Source organism: Empedobacter sp. 225-1 (assembly GCF_030328185.1).
Taxonomy (GTDB): domain Bacteria; phylum Bacteroidota; class Bacteroidia; order Flavobacteriales; family Weeksellaceae; genus Empedobacter; species Empedobacter stercoris.
The window spans coordinates 89,637-114,030 of sequence record NZ_JACALO010000003.1; the positions used below are offsets into that span (position 1 = coordinate 89,637).

Here is a 24,394-nt window from a genome sequence, read left to right on the forward strand (position 1 = left end):
ATGAAAAAATATATTTTAATGCTTTGTACAGCTCTTGTCGTTATGAGTTGTAGCAAAGAAGAAGCACAACCGCAAGAAGATCAAAAAGAAGAAGTTTCGACTTCTATTTTGAAATTAACAGATGCACAATTAAAGAATTTTGACATTGATACCGTTTCGTTTCAACATCAAAATTTACCAACAACTATTCGTTTGAATGCGAAAACAGCAGTAACGCCTGAAAATACAATTTCGATTACGAATGCGTTTGGTGGTTATGTGAAACAAATTGCCCTTATTCCAGGAAATTATGTGAATAAAGGACAAGTTTTGGTCGTTTTAGAAGATCCGCAATATATCCAAATGCAAGAAGACTATTTAACGACAAAAGCTTTATTAGAGCAGGCAAATGCAGATTATATTCGTCAAAAAGAGTTGAATGCTGAGCAAGCTGCAAGTGATAAGGTGATGCAACAAGCCAAAGCAACGCGTCAATCGTTAATGGTGAAAAAAAGTTCGTTGGAACAAAAATTACGATTAATGAACATCAATCCATCTTCGGTTTCATTGAGTAACATTCGTCGTACCATCAATGTTTATGCACCAATCAGTGGAATGGTAAGTCAAGTTTTTGCAAATAAAGGACAATACATTTCACCTGCTGATGCGATGTTAGAAATTATTAATCCAGATCGTTCTTTATTGAACGTAAAAGTATTTGAAAAAGATTTGGGTAATATTCAAATTGGACAAACTCTAAAAGCTTATACCAATACGAAGCCTGATCAAAAATTGGATGCCAAAATAACGTCTATTTCTAACCAAGTAAATGAAGATGGAACAGTAGATATTTTTGCTAAAATTACCAATGCAAATGGAACACGTCTGACAGCTAATATGTACTTTAATATTGAGTTAGAAGTAAACTCTTTGGATGCAAATGTGTTACCAGAAGAAGCAATTGTTCAATTTGAAGGTAAAGATTATGTTTTCGAAAGACAAAACAAAAATCAATTTCGTTTAGTTCCTGTAGAAATCGGAATCTCATCAAATAAAATGGTAGAAATAAAATCGCCTCAAAACTCAAATAAGGTTTATATAGCAAAAGGATCTTATAATCTATTGAATGCGATGAAAAATGAAGGTGAAGAAGAATAATACTTTCACTAATTTAATTACAAAAAACGAGCGATATTTATCGCTCGTTTTTTTTTCTATTCTTTTTTATCTGTACTTCGAAAAGGCATTTCCTCTATTTTGAAACTTCCTTCGATTACAGCTTTTTCAAGCAATAAAATAGCTTTTAAGGAAGTATAGTCAATTTTTTCTGCGTCATCAGTTGGTTTGTGATAATCATCGTGTCCACCCGTATGAAAAAACAAAACAGGTATATCTTTTTCGTAAAAAGAAGTTTGATCCGATCCACCTCTCCCCTCGTATCCTGTATAAAATTTGACATAATTCGTGGAATCAATCTCATTGAAAATTGTTTCAAAAGTTGGCGAAGTTCCATAACCTATAATCGAAACACCTGTTTCTTTGTTCAAACGACCAATCATATCCATGTTCAACATCCAATGAATTTTAGTTAAATCATACGTCGGATGTTTGACAAAATGTCGAGAACCTACCAAACCTAACTCTTCAGCACCGAAAGCAATGAATAAAAAATTAACAGGTTCTGTAATTTTATTTTTACTATACACTCGCGCAAGTTCTAACAAACCTGCTACTCCCGAAGCATTGTCATCAGCACCATTGTGAATAATTCCATAACTGTCTTTCGCTAACGAACTTCCTTGTTTTCCTTCGCCCAAATGATCATAATGTGCACCAATTACTATCGTTTTTTTCGCCTTGTTATCTAAAAAACCAATTACATTTTTAGCGGAGCGAATACTATCCACCACTTTTACTTTTCTCACTTTTGCATCAAATCCCTGAAAATAAACATCTTCTCCTAACGGTTGTAGTTTATATTTTTTGAATTCTTTGGCAATGTACTTTGCAGCTTTCAAATTTTCATCACTTCCCGTTCCTCTACCTTTCATTTTATCATCGGCAAAGTAATAAATGTGCTTTTTAAGATTCTTTACTTCGATAACTTGTGCATAAGATTTAGTTGCAACAATCAAAGAAAGAAGGACTATTATATTTTTCATATATGAGTTTAACGATTCCCAAAAATAAACCTTTATTTAAACAATCAACTCAAATGAATGTATAATAATTTAACATCAACTCGTCTCTATACACTACCGAATAAATGTGAGTTATAAATAATTTTTAACTAATTACTTTCATTTTAAACTATTATTTTCAATTAATTAAGAATTTTTACGTATTTTTATGTGACTAACCAAACTCACTTATGAAAATTTTTATTTTAGACCAACATCAAATTGTTATTGATGGATTAATCTCACTACTACATAAGCGAAGAAACTATCAAATTATAGGGTATTCTACGAATATCAATGAGGCAATCCTCTGGTTGAGTAGAAATGAAGTTGATTTAATCATTACCGAAATAACCTTCAATAATGATGATGCTATTGATTTAATTAAAACAATAAAAAAACACCACGATTCTGTTAAAATACTTATTTTAACTGGCGATAATAGAATAAAAAAAGTAGCCGAACTTTTCAAATTAGGTATTAATGGTTTTTTAGAAAAACACAACGAAACAAAATCGCTAATTGAGGCTATACAATGTATCTCTAAAGGCGAATCTTATATGGGTGAAGATTTGAAAAATCGGATCATTCAAAATTTCAGTAACGAAAACAAAACCGGATATAAGAATTTAGGTGATGTATTAGATAGTATTACGAATAGAGAGTTGGAGGTGATACAGCTTATCTGTGATGGATACAACAGTAAAGAAATATCCAGTAAACTTTTTATTAGTTTTAATACTGTGGAAACGCATCGAAAAAGAATCTTTCAAAAATTGCAAATTAAAAATTCTATTGGATTAATTAAATTTGCTATAAAACATGATTTAATCGAATAAATAAATCCCTTCAGTTAAACTACTGAAGGGATTCTTAACTAACGATGTAACCTACTCCCAATCGGGCATCCAAGCATTTTCAAACAATAAGGTTCTTTTGAAATTACCTTGATTGTCTTGACTCAAAGAAATTTTATAAATATCTTTTCTAGAAATTCCATCGTTGGAAGTTTGAGTAAATATTACCTCTGCTTCGTTGGGAGAAAATCTAGGGTCAACATCTATAAACCCGTTTGGTATTTCTGATAATTCTGATATATCCTCTACAGTATCAGTATTTAGATTATATATGAACAAATGCGTTCTCAATTGACGATAATTGTAACTCTCGAAACCAGAAACATCTCTTGCGTATAATATTTTTGAACCATCTACAGAAATATCCAATCCTCCTGCTGCGCCAGTTACATTTTCTAATATAGTTTTTATGGTATTTCCCATAAGATCTATTACAAATATCTTAACATTATACCCTTCTATATTGTTCGTTTTTAAAACAATTTTAGATCCGTCATTGCTCCAAGCACATTCTGTAATGTAGCTATTGTCGCTTGTTGTATAGATTAATTGTGTGCCACTTCCATCTTTGTTTATTCGATATAATTTGTTGTAATTTGGATAAATAAATTCACTACCATTTGCACTCCACGCATAGTCAATTTCATTGTTATTAAAACCTGCTAAAGGAATTTCAGTTACTTTGAAAACATTAGATCCATCTAATTTGGCTGTAAATAAATGTACATTTCCTTCAACCATTCGCATAAAAGAAACAAGTCCTGCCGAATTATTTTTTCTTGGACGAAATGAATTTACTGACTCTTGTGTGAATTTGAAATGATCTCCTTCTTCATCTGTTGAATAGATGACATGATTTTCATCAAATAAGCGTACAAAATGAATTCTATTTGGTGGAATAGCACTTGTCGTAAATTTGTTCGTACTGCTGTACACTTCTTCGTTAATTTCATCAGTTGCCACAACTTGCCAAAAATAACTTGTTCCAAAACTTAAATTTTCAAACGTAAAATTTTGTTCTTTTATGTCTTCAAATACTTCTACATTGCTATTTTTATTGTTCTTTAAAATTACTTTGTAGGTAATTTCATCATCGTCCGAATCAGTACAATTCCATGTTACATTTACATTTAACCCCAAATCAGTAGCATTATCAGCTGGAGTTAAAAGAACAGGAACACTTGGCGGACTATTTAATGCGTTATCGTCCTTCATCTCAAAAACCAAACTTACGTTTTGACCAAATTCTACAATATTAGCACCTTGTACTTCCATTATATAGCCTTGCAATTCTGCTTTAACAGAATAATCACCAATAGGAACATCTTTAATTTCGAAGCTACCATCGTTGGCTGTAAAAATCGTACTCGTTGTTGGAGCAGTTGATATTTTGACATTTGCCAAAGGTTCGTTGGTATTGTGTTTCACCACAATCCCTTTTATAACACCTTTTTCAGAGCCTTCAACATAATCTTCGCTACATTGTAAAAAAAGGAAACATAGAAGGAGTGTTTTCAAAAAAAGGAATAGTATTTTTTTATAATTTTTCATGATTCAATTGAGTTTATTGTTTCTTACGACCAAAATAGAAGCTTAATCCACCTCCAAATACAATTTTATTGTCTTTTCGATTTCCACCCACATAATTATCCCAATCATCATTGAAACCAAAATCATATTCTCCAAAAGCTCGAATACCAAGTGATGGAATGGGCATATATTCAAAACCTGCTCCTACATTCGCTTTTCCTTTTGGATCTTTGTTTATTTTCTCGGGAGTAATCATACCTACACCTCCGTATACAAATGGAGATAAATTGTCTTCTGGTAAAAAAATGTACTCAAGATTTAAATCAACAATCGTAAACTTTTCATAAAAAATTGCTGAATTTTTCAAAGAAGACTTTGTGAAACTTGCCCCGAAATTAATATTCTTTGTGAAAAAATATTTTGCGCCTACTGTTAAACCTGGTTTAATCTCGCTATTGCGATAATCTCCTTGAATTGAATTTCCTGTAAAATTTCCAAAAATCGCAAAGGTTCCTCGTCTTGGTTTTAAAATTCTATTATCTACTCTAAAATTATTAATTGAATCTTCTACTGCAGCTGAGGCTACAATCTCTTCAAATTCCGTTTTCTTATTTTGCTCAACTTTCCATAAATCGTCTTTTGCTCCTTGTATAATTAAATCATAAACAGCTTTTTCTATTGCTTCTTTAACTGCCAAATGAACGGGCTCGTTCTTCGTAATTCCTATTTCCGCTTCAAGTAATCTTTCTACATCCACATACCTAAAAAAACCTCCACTTACACTTTGTGACAAAATGGTCTTTGAGGTATAAACCGTTTTCAAAATTTTACCATTATTTGTAGAAACAGCTCTTAGATACACACTTATCCGATCTTGTCTATATTCTGTATTTCCTCCGACACCAAAATACCTGGCACCTGCTCCTCCTGTCATTACGTTAGAATCATAGGATACAATACCACCCTCAAGTATAATTCCAGCAAATAAAAGTGGCGGAAGCACCTGATTAGTTGTTTTTTTATCTTCTTCTGCTTGATAAGCAGCATATTCTTGTCGTGTTGATTTAATGATTTGTCTCTCATTTAACAAATCACTAATATTTTCTCTCTCAATTGTTGTAAACCATTTCGAATCTTCTAATGCTTTTAATAAAATAGAAGTTGTTCCTTGTGGAATTGCTGTACTCCAGTTCGCATTAAATTCTGATGGTTTATATTGTCCTGTTTGATCTTTAAATTTGTAAACAGCCACAACTACTTTTTCTCTTGGATTAGGTAAAGATTTTAACTTTTTTGTATAGGGAGTTACTTCACCTAATGTTGAATTTTCTTTTTCTGTTGGTGCATTTAATAAGGCATGACAACTGCTCAGAAATAGAATGATTAAAAAAGCAAGAGAGAAATGTATTGTTCTTCGGTTACATATTAGTTTATACATTTTTTTCTTTTTTTACTTAGTACGAATTGGGTAAATTGATAGTAGTTTGTTCACCAGTTTTTGTGTCAATAACACTGATATTTACTCCTCCAAAATAATCCTTTATAGTGACATATAAATTTCCGAGATTATATACACCCGGTTCAAATCCTTCCTCGTTATAACCTGTTCCAGTTAATCCTGTGGTAAGTTTGTTTAATAATTGTCGATGCAAATTATCCTCAAAACTGCCTACTGCAGTATTCGGTTTGAAATTATTAAACCCTGAATCTATTTTGAATTGATTCTGAGCATTTGCTGAATTTAACAGCCAACTGTAGTTATAATTATCGCCCCCAAAGGCGGAGTTAATTGGTTTGTATACCAACTGCTGCGCATTGATATAGGAGCCCATAAATAGGACTGTAAAAAGAATAAAGTTTTTCATTGTCGTTAGTTTTTATGGAGCAGATAATTGCTCTTTTATAAATTTTAATTCATTGTTGTATTGATTTAATCGCTTCAAAGTATAGTCAACCTGCATTTTTACATACTCTTCTTTAGGTTCTACTCTAAAACTGTGTAACAATTTATCTCGATCTTCTATTTGTATAATGGACGTTCTTCCTATTGATGGCGTTTCTGTTATCGTGACAATAAAAGGAAACTTCTCATTCATTAAATTATAAGCAGAATAAAATGAATCAAAAAAATCTCGTCCAAATTTGGTCTTCGTTTGGTCGATTACTACACCTTTAAGAACAAATTCTTCTTTCAGAAACGATGCTTCAGGATTTGATCCATTTGTTGTTCTCAAACTTTTATCATCATAATTTAGTAGAATCGAATCCTTCGCTATCAATTCATTTTTTATTTCATCTCTGATAAATAAATACGATTTTATTTGATCTCCTTTGCTAATGTTTAATCTTATTTCTGAAAGATGCTTCTTTTCAAAAGCTGCTATAACAAATTGACCTTCTTGTTTATTCGTAGAAAAATTAGAACTTCCATTTTTCTTTATCGCGACTAATAAATAATTTAAATCGTGAAGAACTTCATCATTATTTAAGACAAAAGCTTTTAGCGACAGCATATTTTCTACCTCACTAACCTCAATAGATGGTTGAATATTGATTTGCTGAGCTGAGGCTAAATTTATAAGAAATAGGACAAATAAATACACTGTTTTTTTCATTTTGTAGGATTATCTGTTATTAATGATGACGGTTTTGTTATTCCCAAATAATTCAATGCTCATTCCATTCGAAATTGAATTTACACCTGTAACTTCAATCCGATTATAATTTCCTCTCATATAAATATCCAGTGAATTATAAATGCCGTTCGTATGACCTGAGTTGAAAAACAAACTATTTTGATTACCTTCTTGTTGAATAGAAATAGCTGAATTTTGCATCAGTACATTTACCAAATTATCGTTTCCTATTTGGTAGATGTTACTATAATATCCACTAAAATTATTTTCTTCTGATTTTGAAATAAAATCTAATACCGTATTTGAATTTACTGCTTCAAAATCTTGCGCCATTAGACTTAATTTTATGAATAAGAAAAAAAGAATACAATCTACTTTTTTCATACCTCAATTCATTTAATAAAGGGAAAGATCTGTATTGACCTTTCCCTAACATTAACACCTATTGACTTTACAGATTTGATTGATTAACAACCATCATATTACCTGCCCCAATTTGAAGACCTGTGTGGTTATGCCCTAAACCAGTTTGTGTAATTATTGCTGTATTTGAAGTTCCTATTTGAATATCATTTGCTGTATTAAAAACGCCTAACTGAGATTGTATTAACATATTATCGTCACCCCATTGGAATCCATTCGCAGTATTTAATAACCCAACTTGAGTTTGTTCAGATGTATTACTTGTACCCCATTGTGTTGAACTTGCAGAGTTAAGTGCACCAATCTGTAGTTGAGTTGCTTTATTTAAAGCTCCTACTTGTACAACATCTGCATCATTCCAACTACCCCATTGAACTTGACTTGTTGAGTTCAAAACTCCGATTTGGTCATTCGATGCACTGTTGTTATCTCCCATTTGTAATTGATACGAACTATTTGCCCATCCTAATTGGCTATTTTCAGCCATATTACTATTCCCTAATTGGATTTGAGTTGAAGTATTAAAGAAACCTTCTTGTTCATTAACTGCACTATTTCCATTTCCCATTTGAGTTTGAGAGGAAGTATTAAAGTAACCATCTTGATCGTTCCAAGCTAAGTTTCCATTTCCTGTTTGAGATTGCGAAGAAGTATTAAAACCTCCATTCTGAATGTCTACACCAATATTACTATTTCCAGATTGTAATTGAGAAGAAGTATTAAAAGCTCCAATCTGAGAGTTAAGTGCAATATTACTATTTCCAAATTGAGATTGATTCGAAACATTTCCTAATCCCATTTGATAAGAACCAGCTATATTTCCAACTCCTACTTGTAATTGATTAGCTGTATTTCCTATCCCTATTTGCATAACATAAGCTTGGTTTAAAATCCCAAACTGTGCTTGGTTAGATACATTAAATAATCCCAATTGATCCACATCAGCTAAATTTCCAGCTCCTAATTGATAAGTAGTATTAGAATTTGCAAAACCAACTTGATTGACAAGTGAACGATTAAGTGCGCCTAAACTTGTTGTGCTATTCGAATTCAATATTCCGTATTGATCCACGTCAGCGTAATTCATTAATCCGTCTTGTAATATTGAATTACTATTTGCTATTCCTACCTGGTCTACATGAGCTTCATTAGAAATTCCTAATTGGACTGTAACATCTTGGTTAAACTGTCCGAATGCAACTGTCGCCGCGAAAGCTGCAATAAAAGATAAAGTGATTTTTTTCATAACTTAAAATATAAATTTGTTAGTGTTATAAAATTAGAATATTATAAAACATTATTTATCACTTAATTAGCTAATTTAAAACTTCACCGTTTTCAGTTACAACACCATTCATTGTTTACCTATAAACTGGAAAACACCCTTAAATTTAATTTATTTAGTTCGCTTATTTTGAAAAATCAATGCTATAGAAACTAAAAACTTTCCATTCGCAGAATAATTATGCTCAAAAAATTGTTCTTTTAAGCCTATTTCTTGTTCTAATATTTCGGCAAAAGTTCAAGGTGCATAAAACAAAAAACCTTTAGCATTACAGTTAAATTATGGTTTAAAAGGATAAAACTTTACAAATCAGTATTTTAAAAATAAGGTTATCCATATTCCAAGTACAAAAGGAAAAGTCAGAACGCCACCAAACTCACTAAAAATAGCAGATTGGATGAACAAAATTTGAAGCAATACAGTTATTACAACACCAATTAACACCCATAATCCATCTATTTTTTTATTCCCTGCAAATACAATCGAAGTCAATACAGCATTAAAACCAAACAATCCCATCAAAATTTGATCCAATGGAGCACCAAGATAAAATGCGAAAATTGCACTAAAAACCGAAGCTGCTACACCATACAAAGCCGCAATTGGAGTACCAACAAAAACAGCAACAAAAAAAAGGATACCAGATAACGGATTAGACTGAAAAATCACCTCACCAAAGCTATTTGTCGGAACAAGAAATTGATTGACAGCCAACATAAGGGAATCCTCACTTGAAACAAGAGGTTTTATAGACGTAAAATGATGAATACCATATATTAAAACCCAAGTTAAGATGATAAACGGAAAGGTATATCCTGCTATATTTCTTTGATTAAAAAAATGCTGAATAACCGTAGCCAAAGCAGAAAAAACAACTAATAAAACCCATAAAAGAAAAGTAGACTCAAACAAAACAGTTAAACCAACACCTACCAAAGCCGCACTAAAACCATATAATCCTGCATTTATTTCTTCTGAATTGTACTTCAATATAATCGCTGTAATAGTCCCAACACATGTTGCCATCAACACCCCTATACCTCCTATTGTACTACCCAAAAAAATACCAATCAAAAATAATAATCCAGTACCACTATTTTCTTGTAACATGATTTGCCCTATGCCTTTCAAAACTTGATCAACAAAAGGAAACCTTGTTCCTAATTTATATCCCATTTATTCTATAACTAACTTCTTTCAACTATACCATTCTACTAAACTACAACTGTTTTTAAAGCAGAAAAAGCCAAAGTTAAGCGGAAAAATTCACTTTGTCCATAACATTAAAGTTGAGGTTGAGCATAAAACTGAGGTGTAGAAGTTGTGAATTGATTTCAAATCTTGGTATATTTTAACATTTATAATAAGGTTTTCCGTAATATAGATTATTGTTTTTTTATTAATTTTGTAAATTACTAATATTTAGAATTTTACTATATGAAAAATAAACTTTTACTTTTATCAACTTTATTAATCAGCACAACTGCATTTTGTCAATTAGATACAATTTATTCTAACAACGAAAGATTGGCTGTAAATGTCAAAGAAATTACAGAAGATGCAGTTAAATATACTTACCCGAATGAAGATTTAATCAATACTTCTTATAAAAATACAATTCAAAAAATAGTTCTTAAAAGTGGTCGAGTACAGATTTTTAATGAAGGTTCAGCTTTTAATAAAGTAAACTCAATTCAAGATTTTGAAAAAGTAACAATTTCAAATGTAGAATCAGAAGTTAAAGGTTTATTCAAACTTGCTGATATAGGTGCAAAAGCAAAAGGAGGAAGTACTTTTTCGAGTATGGAGAAAGTAAGAAATAGAGCCTATAATAAAATTAAAATTCAAGCAGCTATGATGGGAGCAAATGTTGTTTATTTAGCTCATCAAAATACAGAAGGTAATAAAATGGGAGGATATTGGCAAGCAGGTAGTACAACTGAAACTATTTTAACTGGTGTTGCCTATTCTAACTCAGTTTTAGATTTTAATGCTTTTAAATCTAAGCTATCTGATAAAATGACTTTTGATGTTGTAAAGGAATATAGATTAGGTACAAGTAGTATGGAGTATTCAGAAATCAAAGCTAAAAAAACGTTTACGATAAAAGAAGTTTTAAAAGAAAATACTGGGATTTACATTTTAGGGAATTTAGATAAAAAAGAGATGAAGTTTAGAGTTGCTTATTTTACTGAAGATGCTTTTTACTTGTATTACAAAGATAAAAATGATGCAAATTATCAATATGAAGTAAAATTTTAAATCATATACTTTTCACAAAAGTTGAATTTTACTTTTTTCCCTTTTCATTTCATTCTTAAAAACAATACCTTTAGGCAATAATAACAACAATACAATGTCAGAAGAACAAAAACGAATCCTAGAAGGCAAGCTATGGGATATTGCTAATATACTACGTGGTAAAATGAATGCGAATCAATTTCAAGATTATATCTTGGGATTTATTTTTTACAAATACCTTTCAGAAAAAATACTAACAGAAGTAAATGAAGTTTTAGCACCTGATGGAATTACCTATTTTGATATAGAAGAAGGAACAACGCAAGGCGATGCTGATTTAGAAGAACTAAAAGCAATTTTAGTAGAAAAGGTTGGTTATTTCTTAAAACCTTCTGAATTGTTTTCGTCTTTAGCTAAAAAAGGAAATGCAAAAGCAGAAGATGAAAATGAAGAAAGCATTGATGTTTTTATCTTAGAAGATTTAGAAAAAGTTTTGCGTAATATAGAACGTTCTACACTTGGAACAGAATCGCAAGATGATTTTGATAACTTATTTTATGATATTGATTTAAACTCGCAAAAAATAGGTAAAACACCATTAGAGCGTAACCAAACCATATCTAAAATAATGAATGCCTTAAACGAAATTGATTTTGATTTAGCCAATACCGAATCTGATGTTTTAGGCGATGCGTACGAATATTTGATTGGTAAATTTGCCGAAGGTGCTGGACAAAAAGCAGGCGAATTTTATACACCTCAACAAGTTTCTACCATTTTAGCACAACTTGTAACGGCCGATAAAACCAAACTAAAATCGGTTTACGACCCAACGTGTGGTTCGGGTTCTTTGCTTTTGCGTGTAGCGAAACAAGTAAATGAGGTTGGGCAGTTTTACGGGCAAGAAATGAACAGAACAACGTACAACTTGGCTCGAATGAACATGATTTTGCACGATGTATCGTATTTAAAATTTGATATTAAAAACGATGATACATTAGAGCGACCTCAGCACAAAGAACAACAATTTGAAGCCATTGTTGCCAACCCACCATTTTCTGCCAATTGGAGTGCCAATCCGTTGTTTATGGACGACGAACGTTTTTCGCAATTCGGAGCATTAGCACCAAAAGGAAAAGCAGATTTTGCCTTTGTGCAACATATGTTTCATCATTTAGCTGATAACGGAACTATGGCAACCGTATTACCACATGGCGTTTTGTTTAGAGGAAGTACAGAAGAAAAAATTCGTAAACATTTTATTGAAGAATTAAACGCTATTGATGCCGTAATTGGCTTACCTGCCAATATCTTTTTTGGTACAGGTATAGCCACTTGTATTTTGGTATTAAAAAAATGCCGAAAAGACAGCGAAAATATTTTGTTTATAGATGCAAGCAAAGGTTTTGAAAAACAAGGCAACCAAAACGTTTTATTGCCCGAGCATATTAATGCCATTGTAGAAACATACAAAAACAGAACAACTGTCGATAAGTTTTCTTACTTAGCAACGCTTAACGAGGTACGCAATAACGAGTACAACCTAAACATACCGCGTTATGTAGATACGTTTGAAGAAGAAGATGCGATTGATATAAATGCGATTGCAGAAGATATAAAACAGTTGGATATAGATTTACAAACCAACCAACAAACTATTACAGATTTTTGTAAACAACTTAATATAAAAACACCTTTTTAAGCAATGGAAAATTTACAACCAAAATTGAGATTTCCTGAGTTTAAAGAAGAATGGAAAATGTACTTTATTTCAGATTTTTTTAAAGTAGGTTCAAGCAAAAGAGTAAAGCAAGAAGATTGGAAGACCGAAGGAATTCCATTCTATAGAACGCGTGAATTGGTTAAGTTATCTAAAAACGAAAAAATTGAAAACGAAATATTTATTTCAGAAGAACATTATAACGATTTAAAATCTAAATATGGAGTTCCAAAAATAGGAGATTTACTTATCAGTGGTGTTGGAACATTAGGTATTAGTTATGTTGTAACTAATAATAATCCATTTTATATAAAAGATGGAAATGTTTTATGGTTTAATAAAGTAAAGAATATAAATTCTTTATTCTTTAATTATAACTTTAAAACAAGATTTTTACTTTCTCAAATATTAAATAATGCTTCTGCAACGACCGTTGGAACATACACAATTGATAATGCGAAAAAAACAAAATTCTTTTGTACTGAAATACAAGAACAAACCAAAATCGCTGATTTTTTAGGATCAGTAGATAAACAGTTGGATATTCTTAACCAAAAGAAAGAAAAACTAAACCTTTACAAAAAAGGAACAATGCAACAATTGTTTTTGCAACAAATCCGCTTTAAAGACGACAACGGAAACGATTTCCCTGATTGGGAAGAGAATACTTTGGGAGAGGTTGGAGTGTTCTTAAAAGGGAAAAATATTTCAAAATCTGATATTAGTGAAGATGGATTAATAGAATGCATTAGATATGGAGAATTATATACAAGATATAATGAAATCATTTATAATGTATTTTCAAAAACTAATTTAAGTAAAGAAAATTTAATATTTTCTAAACAAAATGATGTTATAATACCAGCCTCTGGTGAAACAGCAATTGATATTTCAACTGCATCTTGCGTTCAAAAAGATAATGTTGCTTTAGGTGGCGATATTAATATTTTTAGAAGTAATCATAATGGAATTTTTTTAGCTTATTATTTGAATAATCATTGTAAGCAACAAATTGCTTCATTAGCTCAAGGAAGTTCAGTCATTCATATTTATCCAAATCATTTAAAAATATTAAAGATTTCAATTCCATCATTAGAAGAACAAACTAAAATCGCTAACTTTTTATCGGCAATAGATAAACAAATAGAAACTGTAGAAAACCAAATAACAAAAACCGAAACGTATAAAAAAGGATTGTTACAACAAATGTTTGTGTAAATAATACAACTTATGACCACCCAATCAGAACAAGCACTAGAAAATAAAATGATTCAACAATTGGTTAGCAATGGTTACGAGCGTGTAACCATTACTAACGAAGATGATTTAGTTGTCAACCTAAAAAAACAACTAGAAAAGTTTAATCATACTACATACTCAGATTCAGAATTTAAGCAAATCTTAAATCATTTAACCAAAGCTTTAAATCCGTTTGATAAAGCAAAGGTTTTACGAGATAAGTTTTCGTTTAAAAACGATGAAAACGAAACTGTTTACGTCGATTTCTTAAACATGGAGCATTGGTGTCAAAACGAATACCAAGTAACTCACCAAGTAACCATGCACGGCAAGTACGAAAACCGTTACGATGTTACTATTTTAATCAACGGTTTGCCATTGGTACAAATCGAATTAAAAAAACGCGGTTTAGAAATTAAAGAAGCGTTTAACCAAGTGTTGAGGTATCATAAACATAGTTACGGTGCAGGTTTAGGGTTGTTTCAGTACGTGCAATTGTATGTGATAAGTAACGGAACAAATACAAAATATTATACCTACAGCAAAGAACAAGATTTTAAATTTACGTTCTATTGGACTGATGAGAAAAACAAACGTATTTCTGATTTAGAAGATTTTACCAATACATTTTTAGATAAATGTCATGTAAGTAAAATGATCACACGTTATATTGTTTTACACGAAGGCAATAAACAAATTATGGTTTTACGTCCGTACCAATATTATGCGGTAGAAAAAATAATTGATAAAGTAAAAAACAGCACTACCAACGGTTATATATGGCATACAACGGGTTCAGGGAAAACGCTGACTTCATTTAAAGCAAGTCAAATTTTATCTAAACTACCAAAGGTAGATAAGGTTGTTTTTTGTGTAGATAGAACCGATTTAGATTATCAAACATCAAGAGAATTTAACGAGTTTAGTCCTGGTTCTGTAGATTCTACAGATAATACTAGGAAATTAGTACAACAATTTGCCGATGTAAATACTAAACTAATTGTAACCACCATTCAGAAATTAAACACCGCTATCAGCAAAGAAAAACATACAAAAGTAATGAATGACTTAGCGGATAAAAAAGTGGTTTTTATTTTTGATGAATGCCACCGTTCACAATTTGGCGATACACATCAAAGAATTGTAAAGTTCTTTAAAAATCATCAAATGTTTGGTTTTACGGGAACACCAATTTTAACTGAAAATGCACATTCAAGAAACGGAGTTAAGAAATTAACAACCGATTTGTTTGGCGAACGTTTGCACGATTACGTTATTACCGATGCAATCAATGATAATAATGTACTGCCTTTTGCTATAGAATATGTTGGAAGATATAAATACAAAGAAACGTCTAAAAACAATTTAGATATTGAAGTAGAAGCTATTGATACCAAAGAACTTTTTGAAAGTGATGAACGTATTGAGAAAATAGCCGATTACATTATAAACAACCACGACACTAAAGCAAAAAACAAAGGCTTTACAGCGATGTTTTGCATTAGTAATACCAAAACATTAATTAAGTATTTTGATTTATTCAGAAAGCTAAAAAACGAAGGAAAACACGATTTAAAAATTGCAACCATCTTTAGTTATACAGCAAATGAAGATGCCAATGAAGATAAATCAGGAGAAATTCCTGAAGAAAATTTAGACTTCAGCAATGCAAAAGTTGATATTCATACAAGAGATGTTTTAGATAAATACATAGAAGAATACAATAAGGAATTTGGTACAAGCTATTCAACAAAAGACAGCAAATCGTTTAACGATTATTACAAGAACGTAGCAAAACGAGTAAGAGAAAAAGAAATTGATATTTTATTTGTTGTAAATATGTTTTTAACGGGTTTTGATTCGCCAAACTTAAATACCTTGTATGTTGATAAGAATTTAAAATATCATGGCTTAATTCAGGCTTATTCACGTACAAACCGATTAAAAGGAGAGAATAAACCCTACGGGCAAATTGTTGTTTTTAGAAACCTTAAAAAAGCAACTGATGATGCAATTGAATTGTTTTCTAATAGAGAAGCTAAAGAAGTTATTATTGTACCACCTTTAGAAGATTATATTGACCAATTTAATGAAGCAGTAGCAACACTTTTAGTAATTGCTCCAACTTATCAAAGCGTTGATGATTTTTATTCAGAAACTCAAAAATTACAATTTGTAAAAGCGTTTAGAGAATTATTGAGGTTAAAAAACCGTATGGATACCTATGCAGATTTTAACTTTGCAGATTTAGTTATAGATGAACAAGCGTTTAATAACTACAGTTCTAAGTACCAAGATTTAAAACGTGAAGCAGAAAACGCACCTAATAAAGATTCAATTTTAAACGAAGTTGATTTTCATTTAGAGTTGATTCATAAGGATATTGTAAACGTAGATTATATTTTACGTTTGTTAGCCAACTTAGAAGAAGAAGAAATTGAAACAGAAACCAAGAAAAAACGTCAGTCAGAAATTTTATCAATGGTTGATAATGACCCTGTTTTAAGAAATAAACGAGATTTAATAGAAAAGTTTATAATTGAGCAACTGCCAATCTTAGAACAAAATGAAGACGTTACAGAAGCGTTTAGCGATTTTATTAACACAGAGAAGGTAAAAGAGTTCAAATACCTTGTAGAGGAAGAAAATATCAACGAAAATAGATTAGAAGAAGCAATGGAATCTTATATGTTTTCAGGGAGATTTCCCACTAACAATGAATTGGTTGAAACCTTGAAAGAAAAACCATCGTTTAGAGAGCGTAGAACAATAGGTGAACGATTAATATATAAAGTAAATTACTTTGCTGATAGATTTTTGAGATAAAAAAAATAAACAAAAAACCTCATCAAAATAATCTGATGAGGTTTTTTTAAAACGTACATTTTTTACATTATCTACATTAATTTAGTTTTCGGAATGTTTTCCAATTGTAGTTGGTTAAAATATTGGATATACTAACTTAGCTTTCAGTTGAAGTTAAGACTAAAATCTTAAATTTATCACATGAAACAAGGATGAAAATCTATGACACCGCTTTTAAAATAAGAGCAGTAGAATTAAGTAATGATAGAAGTAATTTATCAGAGCTAGCGTGAGAGCTTGGTATAAAAGTTTCTTTACTTTATAAATGGCGAAAAGAATATCAACAATTTGCTCGATCTCATCTTGAAGTTTAGCAATGTTGTGAATTGATTTCAAATCTTGGTATATTTACCGAAGTAATTACAACTAAAATCGGAAGTCTTTTTTAACATTCAACCCTGTATAAAATATTAATTGATTTATCTGTTTTTTTAATTGACTGTTGGTAAAATAATGTGACAAATTTTTGAGGTTTAAATAAGAATATAAATATCTCTTTAATCCATAAAACAACTTGCTCTAAATTAAAATTATCAATGATATCTTTTAAAAACTTTGGTAAAAGGTCCATTTTTAAGGTGTTATTTTAAGCTTTCCCATAACATTGTTTTTTCACTAAACAACTATAGCTTTAGTTTTGTAAAAAAATCAGCTATATCTATATTTCGTAATATTATTCCAAACATACAACAACCATCTCACAATAAACTACGGTTTCCCGCAAAAACGAAAAACCTCCCTAAAATTGCTTCTAAAGAGGTTACTATTTTGTGTTTTTGTACCAAAAATTGAAGTTGTGCAAGATTTACCCATATTAGTGGCTGGACTTTAAAGTTCTCTGGCAATTTTTATAAACTCAGAAAGACTTTTTCCTATTATTGCCATTCCAGCATCATGTGGGTTTTCTAACTTATACCTTCCTTTTGCAGAGCCATTTAATGAATAGTCATAACTATCAATTGTTATTATGCACCAATGTTTGTGTCGGCATTCTACGGTAACCTCATTACTATAAAATGGCCAATCTTCTTTGAAATCTTCTTTTTTGATAACTTTAGATTTGTAATTTGGATTTACACGTCTTTCTAAGTCGTCTAAAATAGTTCTTTTATGTACTCTTTTTGGCGTTTCAGAGTATTTGGTAGTTATTTTTCTATAATCTGTGTTGCCAAAATCTTTATCATATAATAAACCAAAATCAAAAATATTGCTTGTGGTCAATTGTTTTCCAATTTGACCTAATTTTCCAAAAATTATTTGTCTCGAAAGAGCGGAAACAAATCTTTCAAAGATTATAATAATGTGTCTTGAAATTTCATAATACACTTCGTTATTTACATTACTATCAAGACTTAGAATTTTTTCAGGAGAAATTTCTAGTTTTTTTATTAATTCATTTTCATAATTCTGCCATTCTTCAATCGTATTGATACTTGGCTTGTTACTATCTGTTATGACATCGAAATTGTAATAGCGTGCGTGTTTACCAAATTCAGAGATTATGTGCAATAAATGTAGAAAATCCTTATTATTTGTCAAAAACTCTTTATCACATTTATATTGTATTCTACTATAGTCATAATAGTAATTTTCAATTATTTCAGTCAAAAGTTTATCTAAATCGTGACCTAGTTTTATAATGTATTTAAAATCAGGTAAAGTGTCGTTTCTTTCATAGAAAGCAATACAAATATAAGCTTTCATTAATCTTTCAAATCCTTGTGATAATAGTTGAAATGGTAAAAAATAAAAGCTATTAGAAATATTAAGGTTTTGTAATTCGCCAAAACCAAGTCGTATTAACTTATTCGATGTTTCTAATTCTTCAAGAAGTGCAAAATGTTTTGAAATATCCATTTAGGTTACGATTATTTAAACAGTTTGTATATCTAATATAGTAATTTACGAAGTAAATAATATAAAATTTTTGTAAAAAAAAACAACTATATCTACATTTCGTTATATTATTCCAAACATACAATAACTATCTTACAATAAATTACGGTTTTACGTAAAAAACAAAAACCTCCCTAAAAAAGCTTCTAAAGAGGTTATTATTTATACTATTTTGTGTTTTTATGACTAAAAATAGAGTTGCGCAACAGTTACCGATGTTATAGGCAGTAATTATTGATCACTTATCGGAACATCAATTCTATCTCTTGCAACACAGAATCCATCTTTTATTATATAACACTCTACAAAATGTGCTCCTTCAAAGTTTGAATTCTCTTTTCTTCTATTTTGGTCTTTATTTGGTGAGATGATTTGACCTCTTAAACAATTCCTTTGTTTAGCTATCTCTCCTTCGTTTTTAACTTTCCAAAATACTTCATATGGATGTTGTACATCTGTTTTATCTATGAAGAATATTAGTTCTTTCTTTTTTCTTAAAAATCTTACTTGTCTTAATAATTCTGTTCTAAAACCTGCCTGAGAAACTATACAATCAATGCGTAGGGTATTAGAAATATTCAAAGAATATTTATCCTCAATATATTCCTCTTCGTTTGAATAATTATAACTAGACTCCTTAATAGATTGAGGGTAAGGAAATGCTTTACCAAATACTTTTCTCCAAATTTCATAAACAGTTTTATTGTTATTCTTTTCAATCGCTTTTTCAACATTTTTCAATGCTTTTTTAGCTTTTGATTTGAAATTAGAATTTTTCTTGTAGACGTGTTGATTACTTCCTGGTGCATACCAATACTTTCTGTCGTCATCAAGGTTTTTTAAAAATTCAAAAAAGTCTCTTACAAGTAAATCGTGTTTATCATAGTTATAAGCTTCATATTTACTATTTGACTTGAAAAAATTATATACTAAAGTATCTATCAATAAGCCACCGATTTTTACACCACATTTATTTTTCCAAGCTCTTACATATCTACAAAGTAAAATTAAATTGCCTTTACATTTGTTATTATAGCTTGAAATTTCTTGTGCTTCAGGAGAAGGATTTGTTTTCTTCCAACTCCCACCATTATTAGAGTCAGGATATGTAAAACTACCATCTGATTCTAAAAAGCAAGGACAAACTTCAATATGATCATTAGTAAACTGAATAACCACAACTTGTCCATCTCCTCTTACCTTTGAATTTGTATAAGTTTTGTAGATTGAATTTCTTACGTCTTGTAATAATTGACTTTGTTTGTTGCCCTGTCTGTTATTATATTGTGTATACAAGTAATCAGGTAAAATAAAAATCATATCAAGGTCACTTACTCCATTTATAGCCGTATCACGACCATAGCTTCCAACATATACACCATTTTCTGTTTTTGATTTAATTCCGTGAAAATCTTCATTTAAACGTTGAGTAATTAAACCAAATCTATTTTCAATACTTTCTTGATTATTTACAATTAAATTGTTCGAAAAATCTTGAAATGTCTGCTCTATATCCATAAATTATGATTAGTATTATTAAAAGAAGAATTATAAAAAGTGTTGATTTCAATGAATTTGGAACTTTATCTCTAAAGAATTTAAATTTTAATTCTTTATCAACCCAATCAATTTGTAGTTCATAAAAAAATTTATAATGAGCAAACCATTGTGACATAAAAACTTGTTTGCTTATATTATTACTATAAAAATCATTTAATATTGTTTGATATTGATTTTCGTAATTAAAGTAATTGTAGTTATTATCATTTTCAACTGAATAATATAAATCCCTCATTTTATTAAACAAACGAGTTAATCTTACACCTTCTTTTTCAAATTTTTCTGTATCATTTTTAAAAGGTTCAATATAAATTATTGCAATACCTACAAAAATCAAAAGAATTGATAATTCTTTATTCAAAGGAATATTTTCATATGCTATTTGAATAATACCAATAGCTAAGGAAATAAAACCAACCCAAGTTGGCAATTTATTTATAATATCAAAAGAGGCAAAATTCTTCTTTGCCCCAAACCCAATGTCATAGCCTTTTTGGGCAATTGTATTTAGAAAATTTGATTTATCCACAGTCTTGGTTAATTATTGCCTATAACGGAAAAGGCTTTGCGAAGTGCGGGAATTCGAAGAACTTTAGTTCAAGGATTCACAAACGTAGCAAATTGCTCTTTATTTTAATAAATTTAAGAAATAAATTGAAATAAGAGCAATTTTGTGATGAGAAAAAAATAGGCTTAAAGTTTACTTTCTGACCGTTTTTTGCAAAATGATATGTTAGCTAACGTATTTATTTTTTTTCCTTACAAGCTTTGAAAAATAACTCACCTAATTCAGTTAGTATAATTTCTGTAAATGATTCCATATCTATATCTAAATCAACATTAGTGTAGCTAGAATATGAATATTCATCTTTATCTAAAGGAATTTCTAAAACTTGACTCTCGGCATAAAATTCTTTAATTTCTTTAATTAATCCTAAACGAGTAAGGTTGGAAATTTCATAATTTTTTAAAAATCCATCTGGAATTTCTTCATGTTTTTTTATTGAATATAAAAGTTTATTTTCTTCGGAATCTAAATTTTTAATTTCAATTTCAAGTTTTCTTTTTTGACCTTCTAAATCCCACAATTCTTTATTCCATCCTTGTATTTTACTTTTTTTATTCTCTTCAATAAGAGTATTAAGACGTTTAATCTCTAAATTATATTCATCTAATCGTTTGATTTTAGTTTCTTTGAAATTTAAAAGTTCTTTTGTTAAATTTTCTCTTCTTGAAATACATATTTCATAAACATCTTCTAAAGGTTGAAATTCATCACTTGAAAGTTGACTTAATATATAAGGAAATACGTGATTTTCAATATTTTGTTCTGAATCTATAAGGTTTGATAATAATATTGACCATTTATCTTGCATATAATTTTCCTCTTCAAGACTTGAATATTCTAAAAGAGGTGATAACACTTTAAGGGATATTTTTTTAGGTTCAATATTATGTTTATCACAATATGATTTAGCATTATTTAAAATTTTAATTTGATTTTTAAAACGCCACATAGTAATTTGATCTTTTATTAATAAGCCAGTTTCTTCTACTGCAGGCGTTATTAGTTTATCTACAAAATCTTTAGCAATTTCTAAACCTTTTTCAATTGTAGAAGATTTAATATTATAATTATTATCCATAAGTTTTATTAAGTATGTGTAGCTAATATTGTTTTTTTAAGAAATTACAATAGATTTAGATTCGTTTAAATAACAAATATACAAACAAAACTAATTTATAACCATTATTGTGTAAATAAGCATAGGGTTCTATATAGAACCCTATGTTTATATTTATCTGATGTATTTATGTAAAATAAAATACTCTGGAGTTAGACAAACCTAAAATTAACTCCAGAGTACTATTACTAACTTTAACCATGCTTACTAGTTAATACTACTAATTTAGTATATTGTTTTTAAATATAAGTTTTTAATTACTTAATATCTTTTACTTTTTTTACAAACTCCTCATAGGTATTAGATTTTTCATTTCCCCAATTAGTTGGTTCTATTAAATCATAAATACTTATTCTTAATAGTTTTACAATATATTATTTTATAGAATAAAGAAGCTTAGATATTATGAGTAATTTATATTAAAAGTTATTTTTTGACCATCTTGTAAATCTTTAATTTGAAATGCTAAATCTGAAGAAAATTCAATTAATTTATTAAAAGATATTTTTATAATATTCTCTAATTCATATTTACCACCTAACACAGCAGGTTTTATAAGCGTGAATTTCTCATTTTCACTTAGTTCACCAAATTTTCTTATTGCATCAGTTTTTAAAAAATTAAGATTCCAATCTTCGATAAATTCCTCAGTTTTTTGAATTTCTAGAAACTCTTCTAGACTTTCAGAAATTTTTTCACATTGTAATTCTTCAGGACAAATTCTCCAAATAGATTTATCATTATTTAATAAAATTAAATTACCAAAGTCATTTTCATCAATGATTTTAATAAATTTAATATTTAGCCATTCCCATTTATTGTTAATAATTTCAAGCATATAGTGAAGTAAAAAAATAAAGCTAACATACTAATAACAAAATTGAATATACTAGCTTCAAACTCATTATGGTATTATAATTAGTTCTTAGGCTTTATATAAATAGCCTTTCTACCTGTTGTTTCTTCTGAACTGACCAACTCATCGTTTTTTAAGTTCCTCATAACACCAGCAATAGCAACAGAAGTTATTTCTTTTGGTACTAATTTCAACCGAACTAACTCCTCTTTTATTTCAGCAACAGTTTTACCTTTATTAAGAAAGTTTGTATTTACTATATGCTCTCTAATTTTTGATGTCAATTTTAAAGATTCTATCCTATCTTTTGGTAATTCATTTAGAGGTTTAAGAGGAATTTTAAAATCTAATAATGTTTCTAACGGGTACTGAACAGCTTTTGCATATTCAACGTAATAATCTATATTGGTAGTTATACCTTTTTCAATACTATTAATTGTGTTTTCTGTTATAGTTGTTAATATAGAAATATCTTTTCTAGTATAGTTTAATTCTATACGCTTATTTAATAAAGACTTACCTAACTTTTCTCTATAAACAGGTGAAACTAATCTATCTTTTCTATTATTACTACTCAATTTTAATGTTATTTTAAATTAATTAGATATAAATTTGCATGTAACAAAATATTTATCTATATTTGACTATAATTAATTAAGCGACAGTTATTAAACTCGAGTCTTGTTATCGAAAACGGCTAATTTAAGATGACGCAAGACCAATAGGGTTGTCGCTACCTCATATTTTGTATATTTGCATTCTATGGGGTGGTTTTCTCTATCGGATATTTCGTCAAAGGTTCTTAGCCGTACCTCGATTTAAATTGAAGATAGGAAATCGCCCCTCTTCATATCTCGACTCGTTCAATAAAACCCAACACAAAATGAGAACGAAACAATTACCATTCATCCGTAAAAAACCACCAGACAAAGTCTGTTTGTTTTTTCCATTCTTTTAAAGAACAATACTCCGTTTTAATAACATTTAACGGAACGTAAAGCAAAGGGCTATCCTTTCTTTACATGCTCTCTATCAGAGCCTCGGTAATGAGACTTTGACAGTAACTGTTATACTCTTTTTTTCGCACATTAAAAGTAAACCCTTTATTGCCATTTTCCAAATTTATTGGGGCTACTACCTGTTTTAAGTTGTAAGTAATGAGTTAAATGTATGATGTACAGATTAGATGTTAGATATGAGAATTGAGATTTTAGAGTTGTACTATGTAAAAAGTACAATGTATTATGTATTTGAAAAAGGATTAAAAAAATATCATATGATTTGGAGGCGAGTGTCAAAAAGTTGAAGAGAATGGTTAAAATGTTTTACTGTTTGCGTAGCAAATGATTTAAAACATTGAATGGTTGAAACTTATTTTGACCGTCGAAAATCAAAGACTTGATGTTTTGTAACTTTTGCATTAAGGTAAAAGTTAGAAGAAA

At 29.6% G+C, this 24,394-nt stretch carries 21 protein-coding genes; 6 read left to right on the top strand and 15 right to left on the bottom strand.

Annotated elements, in window-relative coordinates; translation table 11 throughout:
- Positions 1-1,137: an efflux RND transporter periplasmic adaptor subunit gene (locus HX088_RS01820; protein WP_188320067.1), complete on the top strand. Its 1,137-nt coding sequence runs from the start codon at positions 1-3 to the stop codon at positions 1,135-1,137.
- Between the two features lie 56 nt (positions 1,138-1,193).
- Here the strand turns inward: HX088_RS01820 and HX088_RS01825 are convergent, their stop codons facing one another.
- A complete protein-coding gene (locus HX088_RS01825; protein WP_286483152.1) occupies positions 1,194-2,141 on the bottom strand; it encodes a M20/M25/M40 family metallo-hydrolase in 948 nt (315 codons plus the stop codon).
- Between the two features lie 209 nt (positions 2,142-2,350).
- Between HX088_RS01825 and HX088_RS01830 the strand changes: the two genes are divergently transcribed.
- Positions 2,351-2,998, top strand: a complete 648-nt coding sequence (locus tag HX088_RS01830) for a response regulator (RefSeq protein WP_284583633.1) — start codon at positions 2,351-2,353, stop codon at positions 2,996-2,998.
- A 51-nt stretch (positions 2,999-3,049) separates the two neighbouring features.
- Here the strand turns inward: HX088_RS01830 and HX088_RS01835 are convergent, their stop codons facing one another.
- From HX088_RS01835 to HX088_RS01865, 7 genes are all read right to left on the bottom strand, one after another.
- Positions 3,050-4,534, bottom strand: a complete 1,485-nt coding sequence (locus HX088_RS01835; protein ID WP_284583632.1) for a carboxypeptidase regulatory-like domain-containing protein — start codon at positions 4,532-4,534, stop codon at positions 3,050-3,052.
- Positions 4,535-4,580: 46 nt separating this feature from the next.
- Positions 4,581-5,984 (bottom strand): CsgG/HfaB family protein, encoded by a 1,404-nt coding sequence (locus HX088_RS01840; RefSeq protein ID WP_284583631.1) that lies wholly within the window; start codon positions 5,982-5,984, stop codon positions 4,581-4,583.
- 16 nt (positions 5,985-6,000) lie between these two features.
- Positions 6,001-6,378, bottom strand: coding sequence for a curli assembly protein CsgF (locus HX088_RS01845; RefSeq protein WP_286483158.1), 378 nt, complete (start codon positions 6,376-6,378; stop codon positions 6,001-6,003).
- Positions 6,379-6,423: 45 nt separating this feature from the next.
- Positions 6,424-7,161 (bottom strand): CsgE family curli-type amyloid fiber assembly protein, encoded by a 738-nt coding sequence (locus HX088_RS01850; RefSeq protein ID WP_284583629.1) that lies wholly within the window; start codon positions 7,159-7,161, stop codon positions 6,424-6,426.
- A 9-nt stretch (positions 7,162-7,170) separates the two neighbouring features.
- Positions 7,171-7,566, bottom strand: coding sequence for a hypothetical protein (locus HX088_RS01855; protein ID WP_284583628.1), 396 nt, complete (start codon positions 7,564-7,566; stop codon positions 7,171-7,173).
- Between the two features lie 67 nt (positions 7,567-7,633).
- A complete protein-coding gene (locus tag HX088_RS01860) occupies positions 7,634-8,851 on the bottom strand; it encodes a hypothetical protein (protein WP_284583627.1) in 1,218 nt (405 codons plus the stop codon).
- A 348-nt stretch (positions 8,852-9,199) separates the two neighbouring features.
- Entirely contained in the window at positions 9,200-10,066 is an 867-nt protein-coding gene (locus tag HX088_RS01865; RefSeq protein ID WP_284583626.1) for an urea transporter, read from the bottom strand.
- A gap of 261 nt (positions 10,067-10,327) precedes the next feature.
- Between HX088_RS01865 and HX088_RS01870 the strand changes: the two genes are divergently transcribed.
- The 4 genes from HX088_RS01870 (at position 10,328) to HX088_RS01885 (ending at position 16,916) form a co-directional block, all read left to right on the top strand.
- Complete coding sequence (locus HX088_RS01870; protein ID WP_286483162.1) at positions 10,328-11,152, top strand: hypothetical protein; 825 nt, start codon at positions 10,328-10,330, stop codon at positions 11,150-11,152.
- A 94-nt stretch (positions 11,153-11,246) separates the two neighbouring features.
- The gene (locus HX088_RS01875) at positions 11,247-12,833 is read left to right on the top strand and encodes a type I restriction-modification system subunit M (protein WP_286483163.1); all 1,587 of its coding nucleotides are present in this window, start codon (positions 11,247-11,249) and stop codon (positions 12,831-12,833) included.
- Positions 12,834-12,836: 3 nt separating this feature from the next.
- Positions 12,837-14,069: a restriction endonuclease subunit S gene (locus HX088_RS01880; RefSeq protein WP_286483165.1), complete on the top strand. Its 1,233-nt coding sequence runs from the start codon at positions 12,837-12,839 to the stop codon at positions 14,067-14,069.
- 12 nt (positions 14,070-14,081) lie between these two features.
- Positions 14,082-16,916 (top strand): type I restriction endonuclease subunit R, encoded by a 2,835-nt coding sequence (locus tag HX088_RS01885; protein ID WP_286483167.1) that lies wholly within the window; start codon positions 14,082-14,084, stop codon positions 16,914-16,916.
- 424 nt (positions 16,917-17,340) lie between these two features.
- On the opposite strand, the gene HX088_RS01890 is transcribed toward HX088_RS01885, so the two are convergent.
- The 7 genes from HX088_RS01890 to HX088_RS01920 all read right to left on the bottom strand — a co-directional run bounded on the left by HX088_RS01890 (position 17,341) and on the right by HX088_RS01920 (position 23,530).
- Entirely contained in the window at positions 17,341-17,526 is a 186-nt protein-coding gene (locus HX088_RS01890) for a hypothetical protein (RefSeq protein ID WP_286483169.1), read from the bottom strand.
- 257 nt (positions 17,527-17,783) lie between these two features.
- Positions 17,784-18,812, bottom strand: coding sequence for a hypothetical protein (locus HX088_RS01895; protein WP_286483171.1), 1,029 nt, complete (start codon positions 18,810-18,812; stop codon positions 17,784-17,786).
- A gap of 270 nt (positions 18,813-19,082) precedes the next feature.
- Complete coding sequence (locus tag HX088_RS01900) at positions 19,083-20,369, bottom strand: SMODS domain-containing nucleotidyltransferase (RefSeq protein ID WP_286483173.1); 1,287 nt, start codon at positions 20,367-20,369, stop codon at positions 19,083-19,085.
- On the bottom strand, positions 20,317-20,940 hold the full coding sequence (locus HX088_RS01905) for an SLATT domain-containing protein (protein ID WP_286483175.1): 624 nt from the start codon (positions 20,938-20,940) through the stop codon (positions 20,317-20,319). Before HX088_RS01905 ends, HX088_RS01900 begins: the two co-directional genes overlap by 53 nt.
- A 217-nt stretch (positions 20,941-21,157) precedes the next feature.
- The gene (locus HX088_RS01910) at positions 21,158-22,057 is read right to left on the bottom strand and encodes an Abi-alpha family protein (protein WP_286483177.1); all 900 of its coding nucleotides are present in this window, start codon (positions 22,055-22,057) and stop codon (positions 21,158-21,160) included.
- Between the two features lie 442 nt (positions 22,058-22,499).
- Positions 22,500-22,934: a T6SS immunity protein Tdi1 domain-containing protein gene (locus HX088_RS01915; RefSeq protein ID WP_286483179.1), complete on the bottom strand. Its 435-nt coding sequence runs from the start codon at positions 22,932-22,934 to the stop codon at positions 22,500-22,502.
- Between the two features lie 80 nt (positions 22,935-23,014).
- Entirely contained in the window at positions 23,015-23,530 is a 516-nt protein-coding gene (locus tag HX088_RS01920; RefSeq protein WP_286483180.1) for a hypothetical protein, read from the bottom strand.
- Positions 23,531-24,394: the final 864 nt, after the last annotated feature.